Source organism: Fictibacillus fluitans (assembly GCF_030418125.1).
GTDB lineage: Bacteria > Bacillota > Bacilli > Bacillales > Fictibacillaceae > Fictibacillus_C > Fictibacillus_C fluitans.
The window spans coordinates 23259-48401 of the sequence record NZ_JAUHTR010000016.1 but is presented as its reverse complement, the minus strand read 5'-3'; the positions used below and the strand labels follow the sequence as shown (position 1 = coordinate 48401).

Below are 25143 nucleotides of genomic sequence, written 5' to 3'. Positions count from 1 at the left end.
GTAAAGTTGATTTTCCTCTTCACTTTATCAGAGCGGGACGGAAATTACAGCACTTCACAAGAAGATATGCCAATCCATTTTAGAGAATGCAGCAAAGAAAGGAAATGGAAAGAAAACAGAACATTATTTGGAAAGAGAGGCTGCGTATATCTTGATTTTGTTGAAGCACAATATGATTCAAGGAGGTGATATCAATGGCAAACAACAATAGCTCAAATCAACTAGTAGTTGCTGGTGCTCAACAAGCTCTTGATCAAATGAAGTACGAAATCGCTTCTGAATTTGGTGTTCAATTAGGTGCTGATACTACTGCTCGTGCTAACGGATCTGTAGGTGGAGAAATCACTAAACGTCTTGTAGCAATGGCTCAACAACAAATCAGCGGATCAGCTCGATAACTCTATAATCATGGCTGTAAAGGGGTGGAGCGATCCGCCCCTTTTTCAATACCTCATTTGGAAAGAGGAAACGCTTATGAGCATGTGTCCGCTCTGCAACCAATTACATACTGTCACTTTTCATTGCCCTGACTGCGGCAATAAGGGAGAGGACCAGGGAAAGCTGAGCGATTATTTTGATGATTACAGCCCTTACGTGGATTCAGATGGTGTGAAGCTTGAGGATGGGTATCCGGAAGATTTTAAAGAATCGCAGTGCCCTCATGTTTATTATTGCAATATATGCCGGCAGGAAATTGTCGTTTTTATATCGGAATGGGCATAAAAAAATCACCAGCTTAATGGGTAGCTGGTGATTTTATTTAATAATGCGCAGCCGGCGTTCGAGACGTTCACGGCTCAATTCAAGCAGGGTAGATAGCCCCCAATAAATAAGTGCGGCTTCCAGCAGAATCGGCAGGACAATCAAACTTGATGCACTCCGCTGATCGGCAATAGAAGTAAGTTCTGGTACGGTAATGACGGATGCAAGTGATGAGGACTTGGCAACGTCAATCAGTGAATTCCAGATCGACGGAATGGCGATACGCCATGCCTGAGGAAGGATAACCTCCCGGAATGTCTGATAGTAATTCATGCCCAGTGAATAGGATGCTTCCCATTGGCCATTGGGTATAGACTGAATGGCTCCGCGATAAGATTCTGCGATATAGGCGCTGAAGTGAAGGATTAATCCCACAAGTGCTGCCTGCCATCCTTCAGGAGTAATAGCAAACGTAAAACCGTTATACCAAATCAATAATTGAATAAGAAGAGGAGTTCCCCTGAAAAAAGAAATATAGATTCTTGCAATGCGGGAAAGGATTCTGTTGTTTGACATTCGGCATAACGCAATGACCAGCCCAAAAATTAATGAGCCGATAATGGACCCCAGGCTAAGGAGAACGGTGAGTTTGGCTCCCTCCAGTAAAAACGGGAGGGAGTCCACCATGTACTGGAGCGAACTACTCACTTACATCCGCTCCAAAGTACTTTTTAGAAATCTTGGCAAGCGTACCGTCCTTCTTCATGTCAGCAAGAGCCTTGTCCACTTTTTTCGCCAAGTCTTTGTTATCTTTCTTGAAGGCAAAGGCCATTTTATTCTCGTTGAACGGTTTGCCTACTGCTTTTACATTGTATTTTGTGTCTTTCAGTTCTTTTAAAATGAACAGTTCATCATTCATTGCGGCATCAACCCGGTTTACGTCCAAATCGGATAATACTTGTGCAATGCCTTTATAATACTTAATCTTTGCCCCGGCTTTTTCAGCTTCCTTGGAATAGTTGCTTCCTTGAGTGGTTCCGACCACTTTGCCTTTCAGGTCCTTGATTCCTTTAATGTCCTTGTTGCTCTTGTTTACGATGACTTGTCCACCGGAAACCGTGTAAGGAGTGGAGAAGACATATTGTGCTTTGCGTTCGGGTGTAATCGTAACCTGATTGGCTACCATATCAAAACGGCTGCCAAGTGAAGTGAACATGTTCTTCCATTCTGTAGGTACGACTTTCGGCTTCATATCAAGACGTTTCGCAACTTCTTTTGCTACTTCAACATCGTAGCCGGTTACTTCGTTTGTTTTCTTATCACGATAGGAGAAGGGAGGGTATGTAGCTTCCGTTCCGATCGTCAGTTCTTTTTTCTTAGACCCGCTGCCGCCGTTATTATTGCCGCAAGCTGACAAAATTCCTGCTAGCATAACGGAAACCATGAGAATGGCCCATAGTTTTTTCATGTGAGAGTACCTCCGTAATTTATCCATAATGGATGATTTTTTAAGATCAAATCCGATAAAACGCATCAGAATTACTTTGTAATTTAAACAATAAAAAAAGGAATTGTCAATGTTAAAACATTATTCCCTAATCCAAACTGTTTTCCACACGATTTACCCAAAAAAATAAAAAATCTCCAACAGGGAGAAGGCAAGCCTTCTTCCTGCTGGAGATCCGAATGTCATTAATGTTTTTTGCTTAGTGAATGCGTAATTCAGAGTCGTTATCGAAGAAATGACATTTGTTCATATCTAAAGCAAGATCAATATTCTGGCCATTTCGAACGTCAGTGCGGGAGTCCACACGTGCGATGAAGTCCTGGCCGGCAATTGTGGAATATAGGAAAGTCTCAGCTCCCATAAGCTCTGCTACGTCGATGCGGGCATTAATTTTTGTGTTGGCAGAAGACTCGATGAATACTGGCTCATCATGAAGATCTTCCGGACGAATCCCAAGTGTTACTTCCTTATTAAGGTAGCCCTGGTCACGGAGGGTTTTCATTTTGCCTCCAGGAATTGCCACGCGGACATCATTGTTGATTACAAAAAAGCCGTCTTCAATTTTTCCACTGATAAAGTTCATGGCCGGGCTTCCGATAAATCCGCCGACAAACATGTTTTCAGGTGTATCGTATACTTCCTTAGGTGAACCAACCTGCTGGATGTGTCCATCCTTCATAACAACGATTCGAGTAGCCATTGTCATAGCCTCAGTTTGGTCATGCGTTACATAGATGGTTGTTGTTTGCAGACGCTGGTGAAGCTTGGTGATCTCAGCGCGCATCTGTACACGAAGTTTCGCATCCAGGTTGGATAATGGCTCATCCATTAAGAAAACCTGTGCATCACGGACAATTGCACGTCCGAGCGCCACCCTTTGGCGCTGACCGCCGGAAAGAGCTTTCGGTTTACGGTCAAGGTATTGTTCAAGGCCGAGGATACGAGCCGCTTCTTTTACACGTTTTTCAATTTCTTCTTTGCTGAATTTACGAAGCTTTAAGCCGAATGCCATATTATCATAAACGTTCATATGAGGATAAAGCGCATAGTTCTGGAAAACCATCGCGATGTCACGGTCTTTTGGGGCAACATCGTTGACTACGCGGTCTCCGATGACAAGATCTCCCTCAGAAATATCTTCAAGGCCGGCAATCATACGAAGAGTTGTTGATTTACCACAGCCGGAGGGACCAACAAATACAATAAATTCTTTGTCCTTAATATCTAGGTTAAAGTCATGTACTGCGGTTACTTTATTGTCGTAGCGTTTTACGATTTTTTGAAGTTTAATTCCTGCCATTGTATTGCCCCCTTGGTTTTTGCAAAAGAAAGACCTTTGCTGATTGCCTTAATTGTAGCGGATGTAAGGGCTTTCGTATATTGGAGGCATGTCCAAAATTTTCAGGCAGTTTTTTGTGCACTGTGCACAAACGGTCTAACTTATTGCTGTTTCACGGCTGATCAATGCATGGTAAACAGCGACCGCCTGTTTAAACTGTTTCACGTCTATTCCTGTTTTTTCGATGAATTTATCTACCCTGTATTGCAGGCTGTTGCGGTGGATATACAATTTTTTGGCTGCCATGGAAAGATTCATGTTGCATTCCAGAAAGATTTTAATGCTGTAAATCAAATCACGGTCTTTATATAATTCATCCGGGATGAGACTGGAAATGAAATGACTGGCAGACTTGTCCAGATGAATGAGAAGCAGGTAGGGAATCAAATCTTCTCTGAAATATACTTCCTGAGGAGGGAGATAGGGACGGATGGAGGAAAATGTTTCACGCTCCATCCGGAACTGTTCTTCCCCCTCTTCATAGTTATCCATCCACATGCCGATAAACAAATCGAGGTCGGTATAAAAATCAGCGGTGAGAACCGACTTTACCTGATCATACGGCAGTTCTTCGGTTTCATTGGTTTTGGGTTCGATCAGCACTCCGTGATGGCCGGACATAAAAAGCACTGTCACTTCATCGGGGAAGATACCCGAAACAGCTTCAAGAAAGGAATCCTGGTCACTGAGGTCGTCTTTTAAGAAAAAATGAATAAAGCGGTAGCGGACTTGCGGGTGCTCGCCCTGAAGGCTCCCTGAAATAACGTTTTTCCAAAAAATTTGCTGTTCCGAAAGGCGGGTATCCGTTTGTGCTTCTGTAAACAAGGAATGAAGCAGATCCAATTCACTCGAAGCAACTGCTGATTTGGCTATGCCGAACGTAACGCCTGCCTGGTCTGCAAACCAGTAATACTTTTCCGGATGCTCAGCGGTGTGCAAGGAAAAATGGTTGCCATAATGCTGTTGAAGTTTCGATAGCATGCCAAAAACTCCTTTTCATATTCTCATCCTAGTATACCAGTGCAAATGGTGTTCTAACAAAAAGAAGGGAAAGGACATTGGTTAGTTAATTGGAGTGGAGGGGGAGAGCCGCCGGTTTGGAAAGAAACGATTGTTCAGCAAGGTATATCGAATACTGAAGGGGGAGCCTCCGCGTTACATAGTCTTCTTTTCGAAATAAGGAATGAGAAAACAGGCTTTTTCCCGGCCGTGAATTTGCTTCGATCAGCCAAATACGTCCCTGCTTGTCGATCCCCAGATCAAATCCGATTTCGCCTATGTTCCCTTCTGTTTTCGCATCAATTTTTTTGCTGAGTTTCAGAGCTGCCTCTTTGAGCTCCTTGATTAATGGAGATGGCAGCCCGGCAAGCTTAATTACATCTTCTGCCGGTTTTGCTTCCCCTCCATATGACAGGTGGGTCGTCAGCGCCTGAGGTCCTGCGATTTTTGCGGCGATCGCACTGATCTCCCACTGGCCATCACGGTTTTTATTGGAATGTATCCTGAAATCAACAGGTGACGGGCCGATGGTAATCAAGTCAATTCCTTGCTGTACAAGTACCTTTTCTTTTTGAGGAAGAAGCTTCCTTGAATGAAGCAGATCCGTTAAACGGTCAAATTGCAGGGAGAGGAGCCTGGGGCCTTCCTGAAACCTGCAAAGATAGTGCCCGGTTTTCACTTTGCTTACTGCATTAATGCCGCGGCCAAAGCTTCCGTTTACGGGTTTAATGAAAATCATTGGGTAAGTGTTCAGCATCTGCTCAATTCCATCAACATCTGAATTGCTGAGAGTTAAGGGCAGATAATGCGCTGTTTCAACATCCCCGGACAACAACTCGAAAATCTCCTGTTTGTTAAAAAAAGAAGGGTTAAACACGGGAATCTTCCACTCGTTTTGAAAAAGATCAAGCGCTTTCTGACAGGAGGGACTGTTTTCGGTTTTCCTGGTTGGAAGCTGGTTGTAAATGACAGATGGAAGCGGGACTACATGCTTGTTCCACCTGCTTCCATCATGAAAGTAGCCCTGTATGGTCTGATGTTGTGGATCGATTTGACTGGGCCCAAACAGAAAGTAGTAGGAACCAACTGGCCTGGCTGCAGACAGCAGCTTACCAAAAAAGGAAGAATGCTCCCCGGCAGGGCGTATGGGTGAGTAACCAACATGAGATGTGAAAATACCAGCCAAAGGACCGATTGCGATTGAGGAGCCGTGAATATGTAGATGAACCCTGGATGCAAAAGGAATTTTCAGGGCAGTCCAGAGGGATGAAGAAAGGCGGAGCTCGTCTCTGGAATGTGCAATTGCGGTGCATGTCACCGTGGCCGAACCGAAGGACAGGGTAACCCGTTCACCGGTATCCAAATGCAGCCGGCCGGGCAGAAAGAGTACAGCCTTTTCAATCGGGCAGGGGTGTAGAGGGAGAACCGTCATTTCTTTCGCTCCTTGTTGTCGTTTTAAAATGGTACTCTTGTTTGATTAGGCTGATGCCCATATCGTATACTATGAAAGCAGCACGAAAATAGTGTTTAAACTAGGAGAATAACTATGGATACTTGGATGAAGATCGTATTTTTGGTTGTGGTTGGAGCGTTAATCGGCGGATTAACCAATCTAGTCGCCATCCGGATGCTGTTCCGCCCTTATAAACCTTGGAAAATTGGAAAGTATCAAGTGCCATTTACACCGGGACTGATTCCCAAGCGAAGGCATGATTTGGCCATAAAGATGGGGGAAACGGTCAAGAACCATCTGTTAACAGCTGAAGGCATACAAAGCAAGGTCACGGATCCTGTTTTTATTGAGGAAATTACTTCACTTGTAAAAACAGAAGCAAGAGGTTTTCTTGAAAGTGACATTACGCTTCAGCGGTTTTTGGAAGAACAAATGAATGTTTCGAATGCTGAGGCTGTTATTGCCGAAAAAGCAACTGCCTTAGTTCAGGACAAGCTGAACGCTATCCTGAATGAGGTAAAGGAGCAGACATTGAGCGAACTCCTTCCTTTAAGCATGACGGCTGCGGTGGACGGTAAAATTGGCGCAGCTGCCCAATTTATTATCGATAAAGGCATCGCGTTTCTTGAAAGCAAGGATGGTAAAGAGACCGTATCCAAAGGGATCGATGCGTTTTTGGCAGAAAGAGGCATGCTGTTAAATATGCTTTCAATGTTTTTTGGAAATGTGAAACTGGTAGATAAGATTCAGCCGGAAATGATCAAGCTGTTAAAACAGCCGCAAACGAAGGAAACGATAGAAAAGTTGATTCGGCAGGAGTGGAAGTCTGCCCTGCAGCACAAGGCAGGGGACCTTCAGGACATGCTGAATGCGGAAACATGGGTTGAACCAGGAGCTGCCCGAATCGTTTCCCAGCTCCCCATTGGCAACCTTTTGCATCAGCCGCTTGAAGGCGTTCCTGAACAATACAAGGAAGCCGTTCTGGAACGCTTCATCCCAAGGATTGTGGACTTGTTCATGAAATCGATAAACGACCGTTTAGCCATGATTTTGGACAAACTGCAGATTGCGAAAATCGTGGAGGAACAGGTAGAAACGTTTTCGCTTGAGCGGCTTGAGCAAATTATCATTGATGTCGCCAAAAAGGAACTTACCATGATCACCTGGCTGGGCGCATTGCTCGGAGGGATTATCGCCTTGTTCCAGGCTTTGGTTTTGACCTTGCTCTAAGGTCTGTTATAGTGGTAGAGACATTTAGAGTATGAGGAGGAAATTAAATTATGTCTAATCTTTATGATTTAGCTTACGATCTTGAACAAGCCTTGCGCAACAGTGAGGATTTTCAAACCTTGAAGGATAGCTACGCGAAGGTGAATGCGGATCCGGAATCTAAAAAAATGTTTGACGAGTTCCGCACGATTCAAATGGGCCTTCAGCAAAAACAGATGTCCGGCGAGCAAATCACACAGGAAGAAGTGGAAAAGGCTCAGGCTTTATTCCAGGCTGTGCAGCAAAACGAGATCATCAGCACATTGATGAACACCGAGCAGCGCATGAGCGTGACCATTTCTGATTTGAACAAAATCATCACAAAGCCGCTTGAAGAGCTTTACGGTCCTATGGCGGAAGAAAACCAGCAATAATTTGAGAAACGCCTTTCTGCTTCTGCAGAAGGGCGTTTTTTTTTGTGAAGCGAGGATTACATGAAAGGTCTTGAACCACTCGTAAGAGCTGTTCTATCCCGGCTTCATCAGGAATATAGTTTGACAGAGAGAGTCTATCTTTCAGTCAGAGGGGGGATTGCCTTGATTTACCGAATGCTGGTTCTGGACATCGATGGGACCCTGTTGAGAAGCAACTTTCGCATGGATAAGGAAACAAGGGAAGCAATCGATTATGTAAGAAAAAAAGGGGTATATGTGACGCTTGCTTCCGGCCGGAATTTTCCTTCAACCAGAAAAGTCGCCAAGGCACTCAAGCTGGATGGATATCTGATCAGCCAAAATGGCGGTTTTATTGCAGCCAATCAGGATGAACCTTTTTTTGAATCTCATTTTACTAAAGAAGATACACTCAAAGTGGTTTCCATACTTGAAAATTACAATTGTCATATCCGGCTGGTTCATGAGCGCTTTTCAGTAGGGAACCAGGTTCAGCAGAAAAATCAGCTTGTTGCCAAAATGACCATGGGGGCAGGAGATCCATTGTTTTACCCTGTAACTTTTACGGAAAACCTAAGTCATCATGTTCTTGAAAAAGAAATTATGCCTTCCAAAATTGATGTGCAATTTTTTGAAGAAAGAGAGCGCCGGTCTGCAGAACAGCATTTGAAAAACCATTTTTCCAATTTTGAATACACCTCTTCCACCAAATGCAATTTCGAGATTACATTACCGAACGTGACGAAGGCGAATGCATTGAGGATGCTTGGGTTGAAGCTTGATATTGCCCCTGAGGAAATGGTGGCGGTGGGTGATTCGCATAATGACCGTGAAATGATTGAGATGGCAGGACTGGGCGTAGCCATGGGAAATGCGCCTGAGGACGTGAAGCACGCTGCGAACTGGATTACACGGACCAACGACCAGCTGGGAGTGCCGTATATGATTAAAGAGGTATTCAGAAAGCAGCTGAGAGTGGGATTATACTAACAAGTAAGCTCCATACAGGGGCTTTTTTTTTATGCTCTAAATTCCAGAATATTTCATTTATATTACAAAACAAAAATACGACATTTTTTGAAAGGGTTTTCAAAAACCTTGTCGAACAAATATAAGGTAAGGAACAAGGATATGAGGAGGATTAAAATGGAAAAAACTGTTAACCTGAATCTGAAGCCGAAGGTGGCCGAATTCCTAAACGGAACAAAGAAGTTTTTCATCAATGGAGAATGGGTAGAAGCGAAATCAGGAAAAACGTTTGAAACTCTGAATCCTTCAACAGGAGAGGTTTTGGCGCTTGTTGCAGAAGGCGGAAAAGAAGATATCGATCTTGCGGTGCAAGCAGCACGTAAAGCTTTTGACAGTGGGTATTGGTCAAAAATGAGTGCGGCGAAGCGCAGCTATTTAATTTATAAACTTGCAGAATTAATGGAAGAAAATAAAGAAGAGCTCGCACAGCTCGATACGCTGGACAACGGAAAGCCAATCCGTGAAACCATAAACGGCGATGTGCCTTTGGCAATCGAGCATTTCCGTTATTATGCAGGATGGGCGACTAAAATCGTCGGACAAACCATTCCTGTAGCGGGAAGCTTCTTCAACTATACACGCCACGAGCCGGTGGGCGTCGTTGGCCAGATCATCCCTTGGAACTTCCCGCTTTTGATGGCGGCATGGAAACTGGGTGCAGCTCTTGCGACAGGTTGTACGGTTGTATTAAAACCGGCTGAACAGACACCTCTGTCCGCTCTTTATCTTGCGAAGCTCGCTCAGGAAGCCGGATTCCCTGAGGGTGTACTTAACGTGGTAACAGGTGCCGGAGAAACAGGCGCAGCACTTGTCGACCATCAGGATGTCAACAAAATCGCGTTTACCGGTTCTACTGAAGTCGGTAAAATGATCATGAGAAATGCAGCGGACTCTTTAAAACGTGTAACGCTGGAGCTCGGAGGAAAATCACCGAACATTATCCTTCCGGATGCAGATATGACGCGTGCCATTCCTGGTGCTTTGAGCGGTATCATGTTCAACCAGGGACAAGTTTGCTGCGCAGGCTCCCGCTTGTTCGTGCAGAAGAAAGCGTTCGATAATGTTATGGCTGACATGGTATCCCACGCGAAAAGCATCAAGCAGGGACCAGGTCTTGACCCGGATACTACGATGGGACCGCTCGTTTCTGAAGAGCAGCACAACCGCGTCATGAGCTATATCTCCAAGGGTAAGGATGAGGGAGCGGAGCTGCTGACTGGAGGTTCCAGACCGTTTGAGCAAGGGTACTTCGTAGAGCCGACTATTTTTGCAGACGTTGATGACAAGATGACCATTGCAAAAGAGGAAATCTTCGGACCGGTTGTGGCGGCAATGCCGTTTGACGATCTTGATGAAGTGATCGAGCGTGCGAACCGTTCAGAATATGGACTTGCTGCAGGTCTTTGGACAGAAAACCTCAAAACAGCTCACTATGTGTCCAACAACCTGAAGGCAGGTACGGTTTGGATCAACTGCTACAATGCTTTCGATGCAGCTTCTCCATTCGGAGGATACAAGCAGTCCGGTATGGGCCGTGAAATGGGATCTTATGCGTTGAATAACTATACTGAAGTAAAAAGCGTATGGGTAAACCTGAAGTAAGACCAAGACAAAAATGATTCGGAGAAACAACCGGGGAAAACATAAAGATAGGCATGAAAAAGGGGTCAACAACTGAACGGAAAAAAACCCGGCTGTCCAATTGAGGCAGCCGGGTTTTACGTGTTGCAGATCAGGAGATTTAAACGGGTGCTGGAGCTTTGGTTTATAACATAACCTTGATGAAGCGGAGGCCGGTATCATCATAATCCAGGTTTCTGTAAAATTCGTGTGTTTCTTTGCGCTGTTTTCCGCTATGCAGAATAATGGCGGTGCAGCCCTGCTCTTCCGCCCAGTCTTCTGCATGCCGGACCAGGGCTTTTCCATAGCCATTTCCCTGATATTCTTCTGCTACGACCAGTGCAATGATGCGCAGGCATGTGCCGTTTTTTTCAAAATAGTATTCTTTGACAACGCCGATCATTCCAATTACCAGATCGTCACAGCAAGCGACGAAGCAGGTATAGGCAGGGTCTTGAAGAATATATGTTAATCGGTCCCTCATTTCTTCTTCGGTGGTGGTATAGCCGAGATCACCCATTAGATAAGAGAGAGACAGACTATCCTCAATGGTTCCCCGCCGGATGAAAAATTCACTCATCCTCGCACCTCTTTTCCAAATTGTGTTAACGGTGAAACAGCAGAAGAGCTCCTGATGGTGATGTCAGGCGGTGAGTACGCTCATTGAATTGTTCTTCCAGTAAGCGCTTTTCTCCCAGCTCCTTGGCCTGCCTGTCATCAGCAGCCTGAATGGTTTCGTCGAGCAGTTTTCCCCCGCTTTTGTCATAAACAGTAAGAAAGTATTTTTTCATAGTGAGTGAAGCTCCTTTCAGAATTCCCTTTCTTGTACTTCTGTTTTTTCGTCATATTTCCTCCTTTTTTATTACGGTAAATTGCTCATTCCACATTTCTGAGGAAAATGTGTGTATTTTCCCAAAGACGGGAACGTGCTTTCGTATATATGGTAAAATAAAGGTTAGAATGATTAAGAAAAAGGAGGCGAAGATGTTGAAGTTTTTGCATTGTGCCGATTTGCATCTGGACAGCCCTTTTAAAGGGTTATCCCATTTGCCGAGGGAAATCTTTGAACGCATTCAGCACAGTACCTTCAGAGCCTTCAGTGAAATTGTCAACCTTGCCATAAAGGAACAGGTGGATTTTATTGTAATTGCGGGTGACATTTATGACGGCGATTCCCGCAGCTTAAGAGCGCAAAGCTATTTCCGCAAAGAACTTGGCCGGTTGGATGCCCAGGGGATTGCTGTTTATATGATTCATGGAAACCATGACCATCTGGAAGGAACATGGATTGACCTGGAGTGGCCAAAGAACGTCCATCTTTTTGACGGCGGCCCCCCGCAAAGCCTGCCTTTTTATAAGAATGGAAGAATAAAAGCAATGCTGCATGGTTTCAGCTATGAAAAGCGGTCAATAGCTGAAAACCGTGTCCCTTTCTATCCTGCAAAATCCCGGGGGAATGTGTATCATATCGGTATTCTGCACGGAAATGCAGAAGGACAAAACGGGCATGAAGCTTATGCGCCTTTCAGAGTGGCGGAGCTTCTTGAAAAGGGATATGACTATTGGGCCCTTGGCCATATCCATAAAAGAATGGAACTTCACCATGATCCGCCAGTTATTTATCCCGGAAACATTCAGGGCCGGAATCAAAAGGAAACAGGCCCAAAAGGCTGTCTGGTTATTGATCTGGAAAATAACAGACGGACGTTCCATGAAACAAACGATATTTATTGGCTGGAAAAAACAATTGATCTCACTGATCTATCCTCTGTGGCAGAGATGATTGACCATTGCCTGGACATAAAAGAGAATACGAGAAAACAAGGAAAAGGATCCCTTCTGAAATTGGTGCTGAAGGGGCGCTCCGATTTCTTTAATGAAATGGAGCAAGAGGGCCTGCTCGAGGAGCTGATGGAGGCATTGCAGGACGGGGAAGAGAATCAGTTCTCCTTTGTCTTTGCCTTTGCGATAATCAATCAGACCAGACGGAACTGGAACCGTGAACAGCTGCAGAATGACGGCGGATTTATCGGTGCTCTTTTAACCAATAGTACGGAATATACACAGGTTCAAAAGGCCACAAAGGAGCTCTACCTGCACAGGAAGGCAAGGAAATACATAGATCCGCTGACTTTCAATGAGGAAAAAGAGCTGGTCGATGAGGCAGAAACACTGCTTTTGCAATTTTTACTGAAAGGTTAGGAGGTACGGGATATGTGGATTAAAAAGCTGCACATCTATCATTTTGGCAAGTTTCATAGTCTCAAAATGGATCAATTATCCCCGGGGCCTCTTTTTATTTCAGGTGAAAATGAAGCCGGGAAAACGACGCTGAAGAATTTTATTACCTGTATGCTTTTTGGCTTTCCTTCCAAGGTGACGAATGAAAGACGGTATGAGCCGAAAGATGGAAACCGGATTGGCGGATCTATCACTATTCATACCGACTCCTACGGCGATTTAACCATTGAGCGGGTTGCAGGCAAAGCGGCCGGGAATGTGACGGTTTACGGGGAAGGTGGACTGCAGGGAGGAGAAGAACTTCTTCATACAGTATTGAAAGGAATGGACCGATCCCTGTTTCAGGGCATCTATTGCTTTGGTCTTGAGGGTCTGCAGGAAATTGAAAAATTAAGCTCGGAACAACTGGGAGATTACCTTTTGAGTGCAGGAATGACCGGCAGCAGGGAACTGCAGCAGCTTGAAAGCCAGCTGGAGAAAAGGCAGTCGATGCTGTTTAAACCGGGAGGCAAAAAGCCGGTAATCAACGAATTGCTGCAGCAGCTGGAGAGCACAGAAGAGGAGCTCAGGACGTGGAGACGGAAAAATGAGGAGTTTCAGCCTTCCCTTCAAGAATTAAAAATGACAGAGGCGGCGATCAGGGAGACGGAAGCAGAGAAGAAGAAGCTTCAGGATCATTGGTACAACACAAAAAAATGGAAAAGTGTTCTCCCTGCCCTGCAAAAGTGGAAAGAGCATCAGCTTGCCCTGCAAACACTGCCAGAGAACAGCTTCCCTGAAAACGGGCTTCACCGATTGGAGCAGCTGCAGGAAAAGCGTCTGGACGTGGAAGGAGAGTTGCTTGTTTTTCAAAACAGGGTTCAAGAAATTGAAAAGCAGCTTAAAGCCATTCATATAAATGAAGAAGTTCTGTTTGCCGAAAGCCTCATTGTTTCCGCAGGACAAAAGAGTCATGACTTGGAAAGATTGATGGGGGAAAAACACGGCTGGGTCCAAAAAGCGGAATTGGTACAATTGGAAGCCCGGCGCTTACTAGAGGAAACAGGCTTTAGAGGAGAAACAGACGAGTTGGAACAGCTTAACACCGGACTGGCGCCAAAAAATGAGCTCCTGATGTTAATCAAGAAGGCGGATTTGCTTGATCAGAAGAAAGGCTGGCTGGATCAGGAGCTTGAGAATGCACGTGGCCGGCTTGAGTCTGCAGAGGAAGGGCTTCGCCAGCAAAAAGGAAGAGTGATTGAAGACCAGGAGTTTCATAAATTAAAAGAACGTGCGGAAAGGGACTCGGCCAACAGACGGCTGTTGGTTGAAAGGGAACAGCTTCAGGCGGTTTTGGCGAATCCGAATGCCTCTTCCGATTCTAAATCACTATTGCCTTTACTGGTGTTTAGCATTCTGGCCGCTGCTTGCCTGATTTATCTTGCGGTTAAAGGGGAGCTGTTTGGAACTGCGCTTTTTGCTGTAGTATTAGGGGCAGGTGCCTATTTCTGGATCAAGAGTTCACACCGTAAGAATGAACCTTATTCAGCCGGCACACATAATAAGGAGCTTCTTGCAAAAATCAGGACACTGGAAGATGAGCTTTCAGGGTTATCCAGTATAACAGAACTGGACATGATCAGTGAGCGGTATGCGGATGAAAGGGCAAAACGGGCAGAGCTTGAAAGAATGAGAAATGAGGCCAAACGGCTGGAACATTCTTACCAGCAGCAGGCTGCAAACTATGACAAGCTTGAGCTTGAACAATATGAAAACGAAGCCGCGGTTGTGCAATGGTGTAATATCAACCAATATAAAGGGCCGTGGAGAAATCTCCTGATTCCGGGATACTTTGAAAAAATCGAAAAGCTGAAAGAATCTGTTTTGGAAAGAAAACAGCTGCTTTTAAACATTGCACAAGCAGACGAACGGATTTCCGGCATATTGAAAGAGGCTGATACCTTAACGCACCGGCTCCGTCTTCCGGAGGGATCTTCTTATCAGGGGAAGATTACGGAGGCACGGCTGCTGCTTCAGCAGGAAAAGGAAAAGCTTCAGGTGCAGGAAGCGCTGAAGGATAAATTAAATACAGCTGCTGACCATTTGAACGAGCAGTTGTCCAAAAAACAAAGTTATGATTTGGAAATCAATACACTTCTTTCGCAGGCAAAAGCAAAAACCGAGGAAGACTACAGGCTCATAGGCGGCCGAGCGGAGACCCGAAAAAGAACAATGGAGCTGCTCGAGCAGACCTCGCTTCAGCTGCAGTCATTTGGCTATACCGGGGAAGACGTTCAAGAACTGGCAGTCACTTTGCTCGATAAGGACTTTAATGTGGACAAGGAACATGCTTTTTCAGAAGAGCAGCTAAAAGAAAAAGAGCTTCAGATGAAAAAGCTGCAGCGAAAAAGTGCCGAGCTTTCCCTTGTGCTGCAGACCCTGCAAGATGAGGAAAGCTATTCGGAATGCCTGCAGCGGTATGAAAATCTCCGGAATGTATTGAAAGATCAAGCGAAAATGTGGAGTGTGCACAGAATTGCAGCGGACCTTCTGAAGAAAACGAAAGAACAATTTCATGCCGAGCGGCTGCCCGCCATTATTCAACAAGCCTCGCAATACTTTACAAGAATAACGAACGGAAAATACGTTCAGCTGTATTTGTCAGGCGGGGGACAAGACGCCCTGGAACTGGAGCGGCATGATGGTGTTCGTTTTCATCCGGGAGAACTGAGCAGAGGCACGGCGGAACAATTATATTTGTGTGTGCGGCTATCTCTTGCTTCTCTCTACCAGAAGGAGAGCCTGCCATTGATAGTGGATGACATTACGGTCAATTTTGATGCTGTCCGGACAAAGCATACACTGGATCTGCTGACGTCGATGGGGTCAGGAAAGCAGCTGATATTTTTCACTTGCCATGAGCACCTGTTTCGGGACCGGCCGGAATTACCGGTCATTACGTTAAAGAAGCAGGAGGGTGCCTATCGTCAGGAAGGTGCTTTTTCATAAGCGGGTGCGTTATGATATAAAGGAATAAAGACGCCCGTAAAACAGGAGGGTAATAATCAATGTCTGACTATCAAATATACCTTGTGGAAGATGAAGAAAATCTTGCGCAAGTGTTAAAAGCCTATATGGAACAAGAGGGGTGGAATGTGACCGTCTTCAACAATGGGGAAGAGGCAGCCCGGAATGTAACGGATGCCCCTCATCTTTGGATTCTGGATATCATGCTGCCCGGTATTGACGGCTATGAAGTGCTGCGGAAAATTAAACAGCATTCTGACACCCCGGTAATTTTTATTTCAGCAAGAGACCAGGACCTTGACCGCATTGTCGGACTTGAACTGGGAAGCGATGATTATTTGGCGAAGCCTTTTATGCCGCGTGAACTTGTTATTCGCGCCAAAAAACTATTGACCCGCATCTACGAAACCGGCGCGATGGCGCCGAAGAAAATCGAAATTACAGGTTATATGATCGATCCTGTCGCCAGGAAAATTACCTTTGAGGATGAATTGATCAACCTGACCTCAAAGGAAATGGATGTTCTTTTGTACTTGATTGAAAATTTAGGAACATCCAAAGCAAGGGAAGAGATTCTGTCCCATGTATGGGGAACCGATTATTTCGGTTCTGAGCGTGCAGTGGATGACGTTATCAGGCGGGTCAGAAAGAAAATGCCGCGCTTGAACCTTGAAACGGTGTATGGCAACGGGTACAGGATTGTTACTTCATGATCCGGCTGAATCTGACACAAAGAATCTGGATATCGTTTGCCCTGCTCATTTTGCTGATCGGGCTGGTACTCGCTATTATTTTTCCTCTTTCCATAAAAAAGACGATGACAGACGAAACCTACAAAATTATTTCATTGGAGCAGGAAAAACTGATGGATCAGGACAAGGAAGTTCCTGATCCCGACTCTTCCATTGACTTTATAGAACGAAGAAAACTGGGCCGTTCTGTCGGCCATGTGGTGATTAAGAACGATTACCTGGGAACAAAAGGAGATTATATCCCGGAGCGGGTTCTTGGTGAGATGAGCTCCCACGCCTATAAACAAAAAAAGCCGCAGCAGAAATATGAACTCACCTATGGGGATGCCACGCTTTTTTACGTTGTAAAAAGGCTTGAAACCCACTCGCAGGGCAATTTTTATCTGATTTCTTACATGTGGGATACGTATCGTGACCAGATGGTCGACCGCCTGTGGACGCGCCTGCTGTGGATTCTTTTTTTCACCGGGATGATTGCCGTGATCCCGGCGCTATGGATGGCGCGGTATCTGCGGGCCCCGCTTATCATTCTGGGGAAACGGTTCGAACAGATCGCCAAACGAAACTGGAAGGAGCCGTTTATCTGGCATGAGGATGATGAATTTCAACGGCTTTCCCAACAGTTTGAAACGATGCGGCAGAACCTGATCCGCTATGATACAGCCCAGAAAACATTTATCCAGCATGCTTCCCACGAGCTGAAGACACCGGTCATGACGATAAAAAGCTATGCACAGTCTGTCAAAGACGGGATCATGCCGAAAAACAATATAGAGGACATGATGGATGTTATATTGAATGAAGCGGACCGGATGGAAAACCGGGTGAAAAACATGCTGTATTTCACAAAGCTTGATACACTAAAGCAACAGACCCTTCAATGGGAACTGATTTATTTTGGAGTACTTGCCGAAGAGATTATCAGCCGCTTCCGTTTTCAACGGGATGATATTGAAATTACCATTACGGGTGATGAAGTACTGTTCTGGGGAGACCGTGAACAGATCACCATTGTGTTTGAAAACTTCATTCAGAATGCCATGAGATATGCCAAGTCCCGTATTGTTTTATCGGCAAAAGAAGAAGGGAGCAACATTGCTCTGGGTGTATGGAATGATGGCGAGCAACTATCCGACCGTGACCGTGAGACACTTTTCCTGCCGTTCCGCAAAGGCAACAAGGGTCAATTCGGTCTTGGCCTGGCTATTGTGAATCGAATTGCCGAGCTGCACGGTGGAAGACCAAAGGTAACCAATGTTGACGATGGTATTTTATTTGAAGTCATTCTTCCGAAAGACAGGCTGTCGTAGTCTGCTATATTTATTAAAAAGATGAGGTGCACATATGAAAAAAGGTTTGGCCCAACATAAAGTGGGAGAGATGGTAGATTCGTATCTGATGATTAAATCCTCCTCTAAATCGACTGCCAGCAACGGGAAACCGTTTTTAAACTTAACGCTGCAGGACCAAACGGGGGACATTGAAGCAAAATTATGGGATTGTTCTCCTGAAGATGAGCAGCAATATGTTCCTCAGGCGCTGGTCAAAATCATAGGAGAGATGAACAGCTACAGAGGCAAGCTGCAGTTGAAGCTGAAACATATCCGTCCTGCCACCGATATGGACGGCGTAAAAATCGGGGACTTTGTGGAAACAGCCCCGCTGACAGAAGATGTGATGATGGAAAAAATCACGCAATACATTTTTGATATGCAAAATCCCAACATTCAAAGGATTACCAGGCATCTTCTGAAAAAATATCAGGGAGATTTCCTGAAGTATCCTGCGGCTGTCAAAAACCACCATGAGTTTGTCTCCGGCCTGGCCTATCATGTGGTTTCCATGCTTGATTTGGCGAGAGGCATCTCAGGACTTTATCCTTCACTGAACACGGATTTGCTGTACTCCGGCATTATTCTTCATGATCTTGGAAAAGTCATTGAGCTGTCCGGACCTGTGGCAGCAAGCTACACCTTGGAAGGAAAGCTTCTTGGGCATATCTCCATCATGGTCAATGAAATTGGAATTGTTGCCAAGGAGCTCGAAATAGAAGGAGAAGAAGTCACTGTGCTTCAGCATCTCGTGCTCAGCCATCACAGCAAGCCGGAGTGGGGCAGCCCCAAGGCACCGATGATTCGAGAGGCAGAGATCCTTCATATGATTGATAACTTTGATGCGAAAATCAACATGATGGATCGCGCACTGGGCAAAGTGGAACCAGGGGAATTCACGGAAAAGATTTTTCCGCTTGAGAACAGAAGTCTCTACAAACCGCTTTTTGAACAGGAATTGGTAAAAAAGTGATTGTCTAAAAGCGTGGGAGTATGGTAAATTGTAAGAGAGATTAATGAGATGGAGGCTATGACAGATGAAACCCATTGTTCAAGTAAAGGTGTCTGCTAAATAACTAAGTAAATCAACCGGTGTACCATGATGGCCAAAAAGAACTTCAGTTTCTTTGCGTTTCTCATGTACAGCATTGGTTTATTCAGTTATGACCCTTTCTCTTGAGCGTTGGTTCATCTGTCAGCTTATGGCCTTCCATACGTATGGTTAAAGCCTGTAGTTGACGTGGAATGCGCAGCTGCAGGCTTTTTTATGCTTTTTATGCCGCTTTCCTATCCATCCCTCAAGAGACCGGGAGAAATGGTATTGGATTTTTAATGATGAAAAGAGTGTGATAGGGATGAAATGGAAAGATTGGGACAGAAACATTAAAGTCCGTCTGCTTGGCGAGTTTGTCATCAATTTATTATTTTGGATGTTTTTCCCATACATGGCCATTTACTTTTCCGATCAACTTGGAAAAGAACAGGCAGGGATGCTTCTGGTGGCTTCCCAACTGGTCGGTGTGGTTACGAATCTGGTCGGAGGCTATTGTGCGGATACGTTTGGCAGGAAAAGAATGATGGTAATTGCAGGAGCGGGCCAGGCCGTGTCCTTTGCCGTATTTGCATTTGCCAATTCACCGTGGCTGGATTCACCTGTATGGACTTTTCTCGCATTTACCGCTTTAGGGCTATTCGGTTCATTATACTGGCCGGCCAGCCATGCGATGATCGCAGACGTTGTTCCTGAAAAGAACCGCAGTGAAGTATTTGCTGTTTTTTATACGAGTATTAACATTTCAGTGGTTTTTGGTCCTGCGCTGGGCAGCATTTTCTTTTTTGATTACCGGTTTGAACTGCTGCTGGCGTGTACGATTGTCGGCATCATCCTGACCTTTATCCTGCAAAAGTATATAAGGGAAACAGTGCCTGAGAAAAAGCCGATTGCAGGAGACCAGGCGGAAGGCCCAAAAAAGTGGAACCAGGTTGTCCTGGATCAGTTGAAGGACTACCGGGTGATAGCAAAGGATAAGCTGTTTCTGCTGTTTATTCTTGCCGGTATCCTTGTGGCCCAGACGTTTATGCAGCTCGATTTACTGATTGCTGTCTATACGACTGAAAAGGTGCCTGATCAGACGCTTCTTCATCTGGGGAATTGGTCATTTTCGCTTACCGGTGAAAAGGCATTCGGTTACATTGTTTCCACAAACGGGCTGTTGGTTGCCTTGTTCACCGTATTTATGTCGAAGTGGATGAACAAATACAAAGAAGGAAATGTGTTTGTCATTTCTTCTCTTTTATATGGTGTCGCGATGCTTTTATACGGAAATACAACGATTCTTTGGTTTCTTCTTTTGGCCATCGCCATCTTTACCGCTGCCGAGCTCATGGTGGTAGGGATCCAGGAAAGCTTTATTTCTAAGCTTGCTCCGGAGCATATGCGCGGCCAATACTTTGCCGCAGCGGGACTGCGTTATTCCATTGGCCGCAGTCTTGCGCCATTGGCGATTCCGCTTACACTGTGGATCGGTTTTCGATGGACGTTCTTTCTTCTGTTTGTGTTTACCGTTATCAGTGCCTTTATGTATCATGTGATGTTCCGCCTTCATGATCAAAAACTGGCGGCGGAGAACAAACAGAAGACAGTGGCTCCACAATCAGCCGGTTAATAAAAAGCAGTCAGGGTGACATATATTCTTTTTCGCCTTCATAAGATGGAATTACGAAGCTTGTCTATGGGAGGAAGGGAAATGAAAGGATATCGATATGTAGCCCTGGGTCTTGGTGTTTTGGTGGTTGCTCTTTTAATCTTAAAGCAATTTTTTGCTCCTATTCAGTATTTCTTTGAACTTACACCATTTTGGGTTTATTTCGTGGTGGCAGGCATAATTTTTAGCGCATACCGCAGTTATAACTTGGGATCTGAACAGAAGAAACTGGATTTGAAGGTGATCGAACAAGAAGGGGAAGTTTTTATGAAACGGATTGCCGATGAGCGTGAACGGAGAAACAAATCAGTAAATGAATAAAAAACCGGCCTAGCGGCCGGTTTTTTTTATTATGATCTATAGTGAGCAGGGAGTGGATGAAACAAAAAGAGGAGACTCTTAATGAGCCTTCCTCCATCAGGCAGATGCCCGGATTACTGTGTTTGCTGCGGTAATTGTGGATCTTGTTTCTTAAGGGCATCCTTAAGATCTTTGTCGTTAATCTTGATGTCTGCATCCTTTTGAAGCTTGGAAATGACTTCATCAGTTGATTTTGCTTTTTGCTGCTGCAATTCTTCCTTAATTTGTTTCTTTTTATCTTCAAACTTATTGGTCTTCTTGTCTTCGACTTTAATAATATGGTAGCCGAACTGGGTCTTAATCGGATCGCTGACTTGTCCAGGCTTCAGCTTGAATGCAACCTTGTCAAACTCAGGAACCATTTGGCCTTTGCCAAAGTAGCCGAGTTCTCCGCCCTTGGATTTTGAACCTGGGTCTTTGGAATACTGGTCAGCAAGTTTGGCAAAATCTCCGCCCTTATCAAGCTTCGCTTTTACTTCATCCGCTGTCTTTTTGTCATCCACCAAAATGTGGCTTGCTTTTACTTCTTCTTTATACTTGTCATTGAAGACTTTCTGCATTTCCTGATCGCTGACTTTTACGCCGTCCGTTGCTGCTTTTTTATTTAACAGCTGGGTTTTTACAAGCTTTTTCAAGTCTTTTTCATTCTTGATGCCGTTTTGTTTCAAGGCTTGTTTAAACTGGTCTTCTCCGCCCAGCTCTTTTTTGATCTTATCGATTTCGGTATTGATTTCTTTATCCGTAACCTTGTACTTTTTTTCGAGAAGCTTGTTATCTACCATTTGCTTAAGAACCTGATCGCCATATTGCGTCTTAAGCTCCTTGTAGAATTGATCCTTGGTGATGTCTCCAGCTTTGGATTCCACAACTTTCTCTGATCCTGCACCTGAGTTGCACGCAGACAGCGACAGAACTCCGGCAGCAAGTCCAAGGGACACTAACCATTTTTTCATCTGACACACTCCCACTGTTCGAGTAATATTTTCACTGTTTCTACTATAGCATAAACATTCAAAAAAGTACTATGCATCCTGAGAATTATGAGAAAAATTACACATATTTACTTTGCAGCTTAGGAAGAAATTTTAGGGAACCTGGGCATTCGTCTAATCAAACCGTGACAGATCACTATATGATGTGGAGAAGACCAAAGGAGGAGATTTAGAATGGGGTGCGGTACTGGATTAGGCCATAGCTTTTTACTTCTGATTATTCTGTTCATTTTGCTGATTGTCATTGGTTGTACTTGTTTTGTTTGTTAAGCAGCCAAAGGGACGAGTAGGCAAGAGTTTAAAAAATATTCGCTAATTAAGGCATTCGCCTAGGCCCTGAAGGTATAGGCTGCATAGGATAGCGTAAGAAATAAAGGAGGTGGCATCATGGGTTACGCACATGGAAGAGGCTTCGCGTTAATCGTTGTGTTGTTTATTCTGTTGATCATCGTCGGATGTGTATGTTGGGGAGGCTGGTGCTAAGCACCTGCTGTGACCTTTAGTAGTAAACCGGCGATTTTGCCGGAGGAGGTAATACAATGGGCGGTATGGCTGGCGGCTTTGAGCTGATTGTTGTATTGATTATTCTACTCATTATTATCGGCTGTATTTGTTTCTGTTAATCAAGTACGAAGGGGAGGCGCATGCCATCCCCTTTGTTAGTATGTAAAAATGTTTTCTACATAGGCACTGATTAAAAGCAATGTGATCAAAACATTAATTGTACGGAAGACACCGGGCTGATTTTCAGCCGGAATAGACTTTTTTGTACAAAGTTCATTCGTAAGGGCATTAAAGATGAATAAAAATACAGGAGCAAGAATTACAAAAATCAATCCTGACATGTTACAATACCTCCATAAAAAGCTACCATTCTTACTTTAACAAAAGTTGGAGAATAAGAATAGAAAAATGCACAGATGGAGGATGTAAATGATAAATAAATGGAAATGGGCCTTTTTAACTTTGGCTGCTTTAGTGGTAATCGGGCTCATCATCGTCGTTTCTTTGCTGTTTTCCGGAGGAGAGAAGAATTTTGATCAAGCAGCCAATGATACATTGCCGGCGGGGAAAAGGTTGTTCACCATACATACAGGCAAAGAGCAGGCTGCTTTTTTAATGAACAAAGAGCTTGAAGACCAAAAAAATGTGAACATGAAAGCAGAGCTCACCGATCAGGTAAAACTGCTGGGCAAGGCAGACTTGTTTGGAAGGGAAATCATGTACCAGATGGACCTGGATCCTGAAGTCATGAAAAACGGTGATTTGGTTCTTCATGAAAAGAATGTAAGAGTAGGCAGGCTGAACCTGCCGGGGGAACAGGTTCTTACCCTGGTATCCAATACGGTTGATCTTCCGAAGTGGGTTAAGGTTTATCCGCAGGAGAAACTGATCCAGGTACAGCTTACAAAAATGAAGGTAAAAAAACACATTGAGGTAAAGGCAAAAAAAGTAGATTTAAAAAGCAATGATATTGTTATTGATGTACTGAGCAAGTAAATGCTTATATGGAGAAATTTAGAAGAAAACAAGAAAGCCGCCTTACAAAAAAGGCGGCTTTGCTATACAATATAAGGTATAGATCGACGATAAAGAAAGCAGGATGAAGATGGAAACGATTGAAGAACGTGTTGAACGGCTGGAGTATTATAACCAGCTGACTGTACAATCGATTAATTTAAGGACATACCCCTTCTACACGCTGGTGATGGAAAAGCACCTCACCAAAGCAGAAGTGGAAGATGTCCTTTCATTGTGTAATGAACTTCACCGGCGTTTTACCGCTCAGACGGAGAGCGGCTATGTCCAATATCTTCCTCTTCTTCTCCATTTCGCCGGAATGCTTAATCCGAAGCTGAAGCCAAGAGAAACCATTGAGGCTTTGCGTCTCCAGGGCGTTCATCCAGAAATGATGGATAAACTTTATGAACTGGCACGGCGTTATGAATGAACGCTGGCCAGCTCTGGAGTTAACGGAATCACATTGCTCGGTGTTTTCTCCTCAAGGCTTTCCTCTATTTTAATTTCCAGCTTGTTAAAAATGGTCATGAAATCTTCACCATAAATATTTCGGAGCATGCTCATAATCTCGGGGAATTCAGGAAACTTCCCAAACAGGTCCTTGATCGGCAATGCTGATGTAAAAACGCCAAAGTTGGCTGGATCATACGTTTCCATTGTCTTTAAGAGCAGTTCTTCACCCTTATCTGTCAATTGAATGTATGTATTCCGTTTGTCGTTTTCCCTTTTTGAAAAAGACAAATATCCTTGTTCTTCAAGTTTTTTTGAAAAATTGAATGCTGTGGAAACATGCATAACACCAAACTTTGCAATATCGGAAATACTTGCTCCTTCCAAGTGGTGAGCAATCCATAAAATATGGTGTTCATTTATATTTAACCCATAGTCCTTGATCCAATTTTGCCAGTCTTTTTCCACGCTTTTCCATAATGCCTTACTGATTTGAGCGAATGTCTGACTGAAAATCATCGCTTCTTTTAAACTTGCTAAATTATTCTTTTCCATACCAAATGCCCTCCATCACAACATATAAGAACATCAATCTATTCCTCATTATGCCAGTGTTTCCTATAATAAGAAAGTAAAATTTTTGAAAACCCAAGAAAAATTAGTAATAAAGGCGCGAAACTTAAGTATGATAAGATAGCAACGATGATTTCGTCCGGAATAAAAGAAATCTCCTTTTTAGGAGATCCCTGCGTGAAGTTTTATTTTGCCATAGTGCTTTTTGTCTCTTCAATAGTTCCCTGGATTTCTTTCACACCGTCCTGAATATGTTCCATATTGGGCTGCACATCTTCCTTCCAGTGGCCGATATCCTTTTTCAGATCAGCTGATGCCTGTTTGAAGGCTTCTTTTCCTTCCTTTGAAACAAACATCACCTTTTCCTTTAATATGATGCTGTTTTGCTTCATTGCCGAAAAGGAACCCTTCAGCCTGGCCGCCCTGGTTTTAATATCCTGTCGGACGTCCTTACCCGATTTGGGAGCGGAGAGAAGTGCTGTAGCGCCCGTAATGATTGTTCCGATTGCGAAACCATAAAGCAGAGATTTTGTTTTAGCCATGATTAATTCCTCCTCTTTTTATTGTTACTAATTACTTTCTTGCTGTTGAAGAAAAACTCCTATTAAAAAATTTCCCGAAATGATAAATATTTAACGATGTTTTTCGTCATGTTTGGACAAGCAACGGCATTCCTAAACAGGGGGTGATGGACAGATGGGCTGGGCTTCTTGGGTTTTTTTGGCTGCAGTACTGCTTCTTATTTTGCGCATGCTGTACTCCTTAAACACTACCCGCCAGTACTCTTTTCGTAACACACAGATTTTAAGGCAAAGAAAAAAAGCTTTATTTGCGGGTATTATCGGCATTAGCGGACTTTTGCTTTTTTTGCTTGTTTTTGTCATAAATTAACGAAAAAAAAA

Annotated in this window: 29 protein-coding genes; 18 read left to right on the top strand and 11 right to left on the bottom strand. The window is 44.2% G+C overall.

Annotation, left to right across the window (positions count from 1 at the left end; translation table 11 throughout):
- Positions 1-194: 194 nt before the first annotated feature.
- A complete protein-coding gene (locus QYB97_RS20985) occupies positions 195-398 on the top strand; it encodes an alpha/beta-type small acid-soluble spore protein (RefSeq protein ID WP_090237685.1) in 204 nt (67 codons plus the stop codon).
- A gap of 76 nt (positions 399-474) precedes the next feature.
- Complete coding sequence (locus QYB97_RS20980) at positions 475-723, top strand: hypothetical protein (protein ID WP_301167985.1); 249 nt, start codon at positions 475-477, stop codon at positions 721-723.
- Between the two features lie 33 nt (positions 724-756).
- Here the strand turns inward: QYB97_RS20980 and QYB97_RS20975 are convergent, their stop codons facing one another.
- From QYB97_RS20975 to QYB97_RS20955, 5 genes are all read right to left on the bottom strand, one after another.
- Positions 757-1410 carry an amino acid ABC transporter permease gene (locus QYB97_RS20975; RefSeq protein WP_301167984.1) on the bottom strand — a complete coding sequence of 218 codons (654 nt, stop codon included), beginning with the start codon at positions 1408-1410 and terminating at the stop codon, positions 757-759.
- Positions 1403-2170 carry a transporter substrate-binding domain-containing protein gene (locus QYB97_RS20970; protein ID WP_301167983.1) on the bottom strand — a complete coding sequence of 256 codons (768 nt, stop codon included), beginning with the start codon at positions 2168-2170 and terminating at the stop codon, positions 1403-1405. Before QYB97_RS20970 ends, QYB97_RS20975 begins: the two co-directional genes overlap by 8 nt.
- 238 nt (positions 2171-2408) lie before the next feature.
- Positions 2409-3509: an ABC transporter ATP-binding protein gene (locus QYB97_RS20965; protein ID WP_301167982.1), complete on the bottom strand. Its 1101-nt coding sequence runs from the start codon at positions 3507-3509 to the stop codon at positions 2409-2411.
- 135 nt (positions 3510-3644) lie between these two features.
- The gene (locus QYB97_RS20960; RefSeq protein ID WP_301167981.1) at positions 3645-4529 is read right to left on the bottom strand and encodes a PucR family transcriptional regulator; all 885 of its coding nucleotides are present in this window, start codon (positions 4527-4529) and stop codon (positions 3645-3647) included.
- Positions 4530-4614: 85 nt separating this feature from the next.
- Complete coding sequence (locus QYB97_RS20955) at positions 4615-5979, bottom strand: YheC/YheD family endospore coat-associated protein (RefSeq protein WP_301167980.1); 1365 nt, start codon at positions 5977-5979, stop codon at positions 4615-4617.
- A gap of 114 nt (positions 5980-6093) precedes the next feature.
- On the opposite strand from QYB97_RS20955, the gene QYB97_RS20950 reads away from it, so the two are divergent.
- From QYB97_RS20950 to QYB97_RS20935, 4 genes are all read left to right on the top strand, one after another.
- The gene (locus tag QYB97_RS20950) at positions 6094-7230 is read left to right on the top strand and encodes a DUF445 domain-containing protein (RefSeq protein WP_301167979.1); all 1137 of its coding nucleotides are present in this window, start codon (positions 6094-6096) and stop codon (positions 7228-7230) included.
- Positions 7231-7280: 50 nt separating this feature from the next.
- Positions 7281-7643 carry a YlbF/YmcA family competence regulator gene (locus QYB97_RS20945; protein ID WP_425589834.1) on the top strand — a complete coding sequence of 121 codons (363 nt, stop codon included), beginning with the start codon at positions 7281-7283 and terminating at the stop codon, positions 7641-7643.
- A gap of 60 nt (positions 7644-7703) precedes the next feature.
- Positions 7704-8651, top strand: coding sequence for a Cof-type HAD-IIB family hydrolase (locus QYB97_RS20940; RefSeq protein ID WP_301167978.1), 948 nt, complete (start codon positions 7704-7706; stop codon positions 8649-8651).
- 156 nt (positions 8652-8807) lie between these two features.
- Positions 8808-10292: an aldehyde dehydrogenase family protein gene (locus tag QYB97_RS20935; RefSeq protein WP_301167977.1), complete on the top strand. Its 1485-nt coding sequence runs from the start codon at positions 8808-8810 to the stop codon at positions 10290-10292.
- Between the two features lie 163 nt (positions 10293-10455).
- Here the strand turns inward: QYB97_RS20935 and QYB97_RS20930 are convergent, their stop codons facing one another.
- Positions 10456-10890 (bottom strand): GNAT family N-acetyltransferase, encoded by a 435-nt coding sequence (locus QYB97_RS20930; protein WP_301167976.1) that lies wholly within the window; start codon positions 10888-10890, stop codon positions 10456-10458.
- Between the two features lie 25 nt (positions 10891-10915).
- On the bottom strand, positions 10916-11101 hold the full coding sequence (locus tag QYB97_RS20925) for a YhzD family protein (RefSeq protein WP_301167975.1): 186 nt from the start codon (positions 11099-11101) through the stop codon (positions 10916-10918).
- A 193-nt stretch (positions 11102-11294) separates the two neighbouring features.
- Here QYB97_RS20925 and QYB97_RS20920 point away from each other — a divergent pair, with 193 nt between their 5' ends.
- The 7 genes from QYB97_RS20920 to QYB97_RS20890 all read left to right on the top strand — a co-directional run bounded on the left by QYB97_RS20920 (position 11295) and on the right by QYB97_RS20890 (position 20666).
- Complete coding sequence (locus QYB97_RS20920) at positions 11295-12512, top strand: metallophosphoesterase family protein (RefSeq protein ID WP_301167974.1); 1218 nt, start codon at positions 11295-11297, stop codon at positions 12510-12512.
- A 12-nt stretch (positions 12513-12524) separates the two neighbouring features.
- Entirely contained in the window at positions 12525-15539 is a 3015-nt protein-coding gene (locus QYB97_RS20915; protein WP_301167973.1) for an AAA family ATPase, read from the top strand.
- A gap of 59 nt (positions 15540-15598) precedes the next feature.
- Positions 15599-16270, top strand: a complete 672-nt coding sequence (locus tag QYB97_RS20910) for a response regulator transcription factor (protein WP_301167972.1) — start codon at positions 15599-15601, stop codon at positions 16268-16270.
- On the top strand, positions 16267-17619 hold the full coding sequence (locus QYB97_RS20905; protein ID WP_301167971.1) for a sensor histidine kinase: 1353 nt from the start codon (positions 16267-16269) through the stop codon (positions 17617-17619). The genes QYB97_RS20910 and QYB97_RS20905 overlap by 4 nt, the downstream gene beginning before the upstream one ends.
- Before the next feature lie 34 nt (positions 17620-17653).
- Positions 17654-18613, top strand: coding sequence for a 3'-5' exoribonuclease YhaM (gene yhaM, locus QYB97_RS20900; protein WP_301167970.1), 960 nt, complete (start codon positions 17654-17656; stop codon positions 18611-18613).
- A 382-nt stretch (positions 18614-18995) separates the two neighbouring features.
- Complete coding sequence (locus QYB97_RS20895) at positions 18996-20306, top strand: MDR family MFS transporter (protein WP_301167969.1); 1311 nt, start codon at positions 18996-18998, stop codon at positions 20304-20306.
- 81 nt (positions 20307-20387) lie between these two features.
- Positions 20388-20666, top strand: coding sequence for a sporulation YhaL family protein (locus tag QYB97_RS20890; RefSeq protein WP_301167968.1), 279 nt, complete (start codon positions 20388-20390; stop codon positions 20664-20666).
- Positions 20667-20779: 113 nt separating this feature from the next.
- Here the strand turns inward: QYB97_RS20890 and QYB97_RS20885 are convergent, their stop codons facing one another.
- The gene (locus tag QYB97_RS20885; protein WP_301167967.1) at positions 20780-21658 is read right to left on the bottom strand and encodes a peptidylprolyl isomerase; all 879 of its coding nucleotides are present in this window, start codon (positions 21656-21658) and stop codon (positions 20780-20782) included.
- Between the two features lie 213 nt (positions 21659-21871).
- Here QYB97_RS20885 and QYB97_RS20880 point away from each other — a divergent pair, with 213 nt between their 5' ends.
- The 3 genes from QYB97_RS20880 to QYB97_RS20870 all read left to right on the top strand — a co-directional run bounded on the left by QYB97_RS20880 (position 21872) and on the right by QYB97_RS20870 (position 22320).
- On the top strand, positions 21872-21967 hold the full coding sequence (locus QYB97_RS20880) for a YjcZ family sporulation protein (protein WP_301167966.1): 96 nt from the start codon (positions 21872-21874) through the stop codon (positions 21965-21967).
- Positions 21968-22084: 117 nt separating this feature from the next.
- Positions 22085-22180 (top strand): YjcZ family sporulation protein, encoded by a 96-nt coding sequence (locus tag QYB97_RS20875; protein WP_301167965.1) that lies wholly within the window; start codon positions 22085-22087, stop codon positions 22178-22180.
- A gap of 56 nt (positions 22181-22236) precedes the next feature.
- Positions 22237-22320, top strand: a complete 84-nt coding sequence (locus QYB97_RS20870; protein ID WP_301168031.1) for a YjcZ family sporulation protein — start codon at positions 22237-22239, stop codon at positions 22318-22320.
- Between the two features lie 36 nt (positions 22321-22356).
- Here the strand turns inward: QYB97_RS20870 and QYB97_RS20865 are convergent, their stop codons facing one another.
- Positions 22357-22542 carry a hypothetical protein gene (locus QYB97_RS20865; protein WP_301167964.1) on the bottom strand — a complete coding sequence of 62 codons (186 nt, stop codon included), beginning with the start codon at positions 22540-22542 and terminating at the stop codon, positions 22357-22359.
- Between the two features lie 88 nt (positions 22543-22630).
- On the opposite strand from QYB97_RS20865, the gene QYB97_RS20860 reads away from it, so the two are divergent.
- Entirely contained in the window at positions 22631-23197 is a 567-nt protein-coding gene (locus QYB97_RS20860; protein WP_301167963.1) for a YpmS family protein, read from the top strand.
- A 109-nt stretch (positions 23198-23306) separates the two neighbouring features.
- A complete protein-coding gene (locus tag QYB97_RS20855) occupies positions 23307-23648 on the top strand; it encodes a DUF1878 family protein (protein ID WP_301167962.1) in 342 nt (113 codons plus the stop codon).
- Here the strand turns inward: QYB97_RS20855 and QYB97_RS20850 are convergent.
- Together QYB97_RS20850 and QYB97_RS20845 are read right to left on the bottom strand one after the other, a co-directional pair.
- Positions 23639-24223, bottom strand: coding sequence for an HTH-type transcriptional regulator Hpr (locus tag QYB97_RS20850; RefSeq protein ID WP_301167961.1), 585 nt, complete (start codon positions 24221-24223; stop codon positions 23639-23641). The two genes, QYB97_RS20855 and QYB97_RS20850, sit on opposite strands and share 10 nt — an antisense overlap.
- A 203-nt stretch (positions 24224-24426) precedes the next feature.
- On the bottom strand, positions 24427-24783 hold the full coding sequence (locus QYB97_RS20845; protein WP_301167960.1) for a YtxH domain-containing protein: 357 nt from the start codon (positions 24781-24783) through the stop codon (positions 24427-24429).
- Between the last annotated feature and the right edge of the window lie 360 nt (positions 24784-25143).

What these genes read in the sequence shown, in the direction of transcription:
- QYB97_RS20985 (WP_090237685.1), top strand. Translation starts at nt 195, where the DNA reads ATGGCAAACAACAATAGCTCAAATCAACTAGTAGTTGCTGGTGCTCAA.
- QYB97_RS20980 (WP_301167985.1), top strand. Translation starts at nt 475, where the DNA reads ATGAGCATGTGTCCGCTCTGCAACCAATTACATACTGTCACTTTTCAT.
- QYB97_RS20970 (WP_301167983.1), bottom strand. Translation starts at nt 2,170, where the DNA reads ATGAAAAAACTATGGGCCATTCTCATGGTTTCCGTTATGCTAGCAGGA.
- QYB97_RS20965 (WP_301167982.1), bottom strand. Translation starts at nt 3,509, where the DNA reads ATGGCAGGAATTAAACTTCAAAAAATCGTAAAACGCTACGACAATAAA.
- QYB97_RS20960 (WP_301167981.1), bottom strand. Translation starts at nt 4,529, where the DNA reads ATGCTATCGAAACTTCAACAGCATTATGGCAACCATTTTTCCTTGCAC.
- QYB97_RS20955 (WP_301167980.1), bottom strand. Translation starts at nt 5,979, where the DNA reads ATGACGGTTCTCCCTCTACACCCCTGCCCGATTGAAAAGGCTGTACTC.
- QYB97_RS20950 (WP_301167979.1), top strand. Translation starts at nt 6,094, where the DNA reads ATGGATACTTGGATGAAGATCGTATTTTTGGTTGTGGTTGGAGCGTTA.
- QYB97_RS20945 (WP_425589834.1), top strand. Translation starts at nt 7,281, where the DNA reads ATGTCTAATCTTTATGATTTAGCTTACGATCTTGAACAAGCCTTGCGC.
- QYB97_RS20940 (WP_301167978.1), top strand. Translation starts at nt 7,704, where the DNA reads ATGAAAGGTCTTGAACCACTCGTAAGAGCTGTTCTATCCCGGCTTCAT.
- QYB97_RS20935 (WP_301167977.1), top strand. Translation starts at nt 8,808, where the DNA reads ATGGAAAAAACTGTTAACCTGAATCTGAAGCCGAAGGTGGCCGAATTC.
- QYB97_RS20930 (WP_301167976.1), bottom strand. Translation starts at nt 10,890, where the DNA reads ATGAGTGAATTTTTCATCCGGCGGGGAACCATTGAGGATAGTCTGTCT.
- QYB97_RS20925 (WP_301167975.1), bottom strand. Translation starts at nt 11,101, where the DNA reads ATGAAAAAATACTTTCTTACTGTTTATGACAAAAGCGGGGGAAAACTG.
- QYB97_RS20920 (WP_301167974.1), top strand. Translation starts at nt 11,295, where the DNA reads ATGTTGAAGTTTTTGCATTGTGCCGATTTGCATCTGGACAGCCCTTTT.
- QYB97_RS20915 (WP_301167973.1), top strand. Translation starts at nt 12,525, where the DNA reads ATGTGGATTAAAAAGCTGCACATCTATCATTTTGGCAAGTTTCATAGT.
- QYB97_RS20910 (WP_301167972.1), top strand. Translation starts at nt 15,599, where the DNA reads ATGTCTGACTATCAAATATACCTTGTGGAAGATGAAGAAAATCTTGCG.
- QYB97_RS20905 (WP_301167971.1), top strand. Translation starts at nt 16,267, where the DNA reads ATGATCCGGCTGAATCTGACACAAAGAATCTGGATATCGTTTGCCCTG.
- yhaM (WP_301167970.1), top strand. Translation starts at nt 17,654, where the DNA reads ATGAAAAAAGGTTTGGCCCAACATAAAGTGGGAGAGATGGTAGATTCG.
- QYB97_RS20895 (WP_301167969.1), top strand. Translation starts at nt 18,996, where the DNA reads ATGAAATGGAAAGATTGGGACAGAAACATTAAAGTCCGTCTGCTTGGC.
- QYB97_RS20890 (WP_301167968.1), top strand. Translation starts at nt 20,388, where the DNA reads ATGAAAGGATATCGATATGTAGCCCTGGGTCTTGGTGTTTTGGTGGTT.
- QYB97_RS20885 (WP_301167967.1), bottom strand. Translation starts at nt 21,658, where the DNA reads ATGAAAAAATGGTTAGTGTCCCTTGGACTTGCTGCCGGAGTTCTGTCG.
- QYB97_RS20880 (WP_301167966.1), top strand. Translation starts at nt 21,872, where the DNA reads ATGGGGTGCGGTACTGGATTAGGCCATAGCTTTTTACTTCTGATTATT.
- QYB97_RS20875 (WP_301167965.1), top strand. Translation starts at nt 22,085, where the DNA reads ATGGGTTACGCACATGGAAGAGGCTTCGCGTTAATCGTTGTGTTGTTT.
- QYB97_RS20870 (WP_301168031.1), top strand. Translation starts at nt 22,237, where the DNA reads ATGGGCGGTATGGCTGGCGGCTTTGAGCTGATTGTTGTATTGATTATT.
- QYB97_RS20865 (WP_301167964.1), bottom strand. Translation starts at nt 22,542, where the DNA reads ATGTCAGGATTGATTTTTGTAATTCTTGCTCCTGTATTTTTATTCATC.
- QYB97_RS20860 (WP_301167963.1), top strand. Translation starts at nt 22,631, where the DNA reads ATGATAAATAAATGGAAATGGGCCTTTTTAACTTTGGCTGCTTTAGTG.
- QYB97_RS20855 (WP_301167962.1), top strand. Translation starts at nt 23,307, where the DNA reads ATGGAAACGATTGAAGAACGTGTTGAACGGCTGGAGTATTATAACCAG.
- QYB97_RS20850 (WP_301167961.1), bottom strand. Translation starts at nt 24,223, where the DNA reads ATGGAAAAGAATAATTTAGCAAGTTTAAAAGAAGCGATGATTTTCAGT.
- QYB97_RS20845 (WP_301167960.1), bottom strand. Translation starts at nt 24,783, where the DNA reads ATGGCTAAAACAAAATCTCTGCTTTATGGTTTCGCAATCGGAACAATC.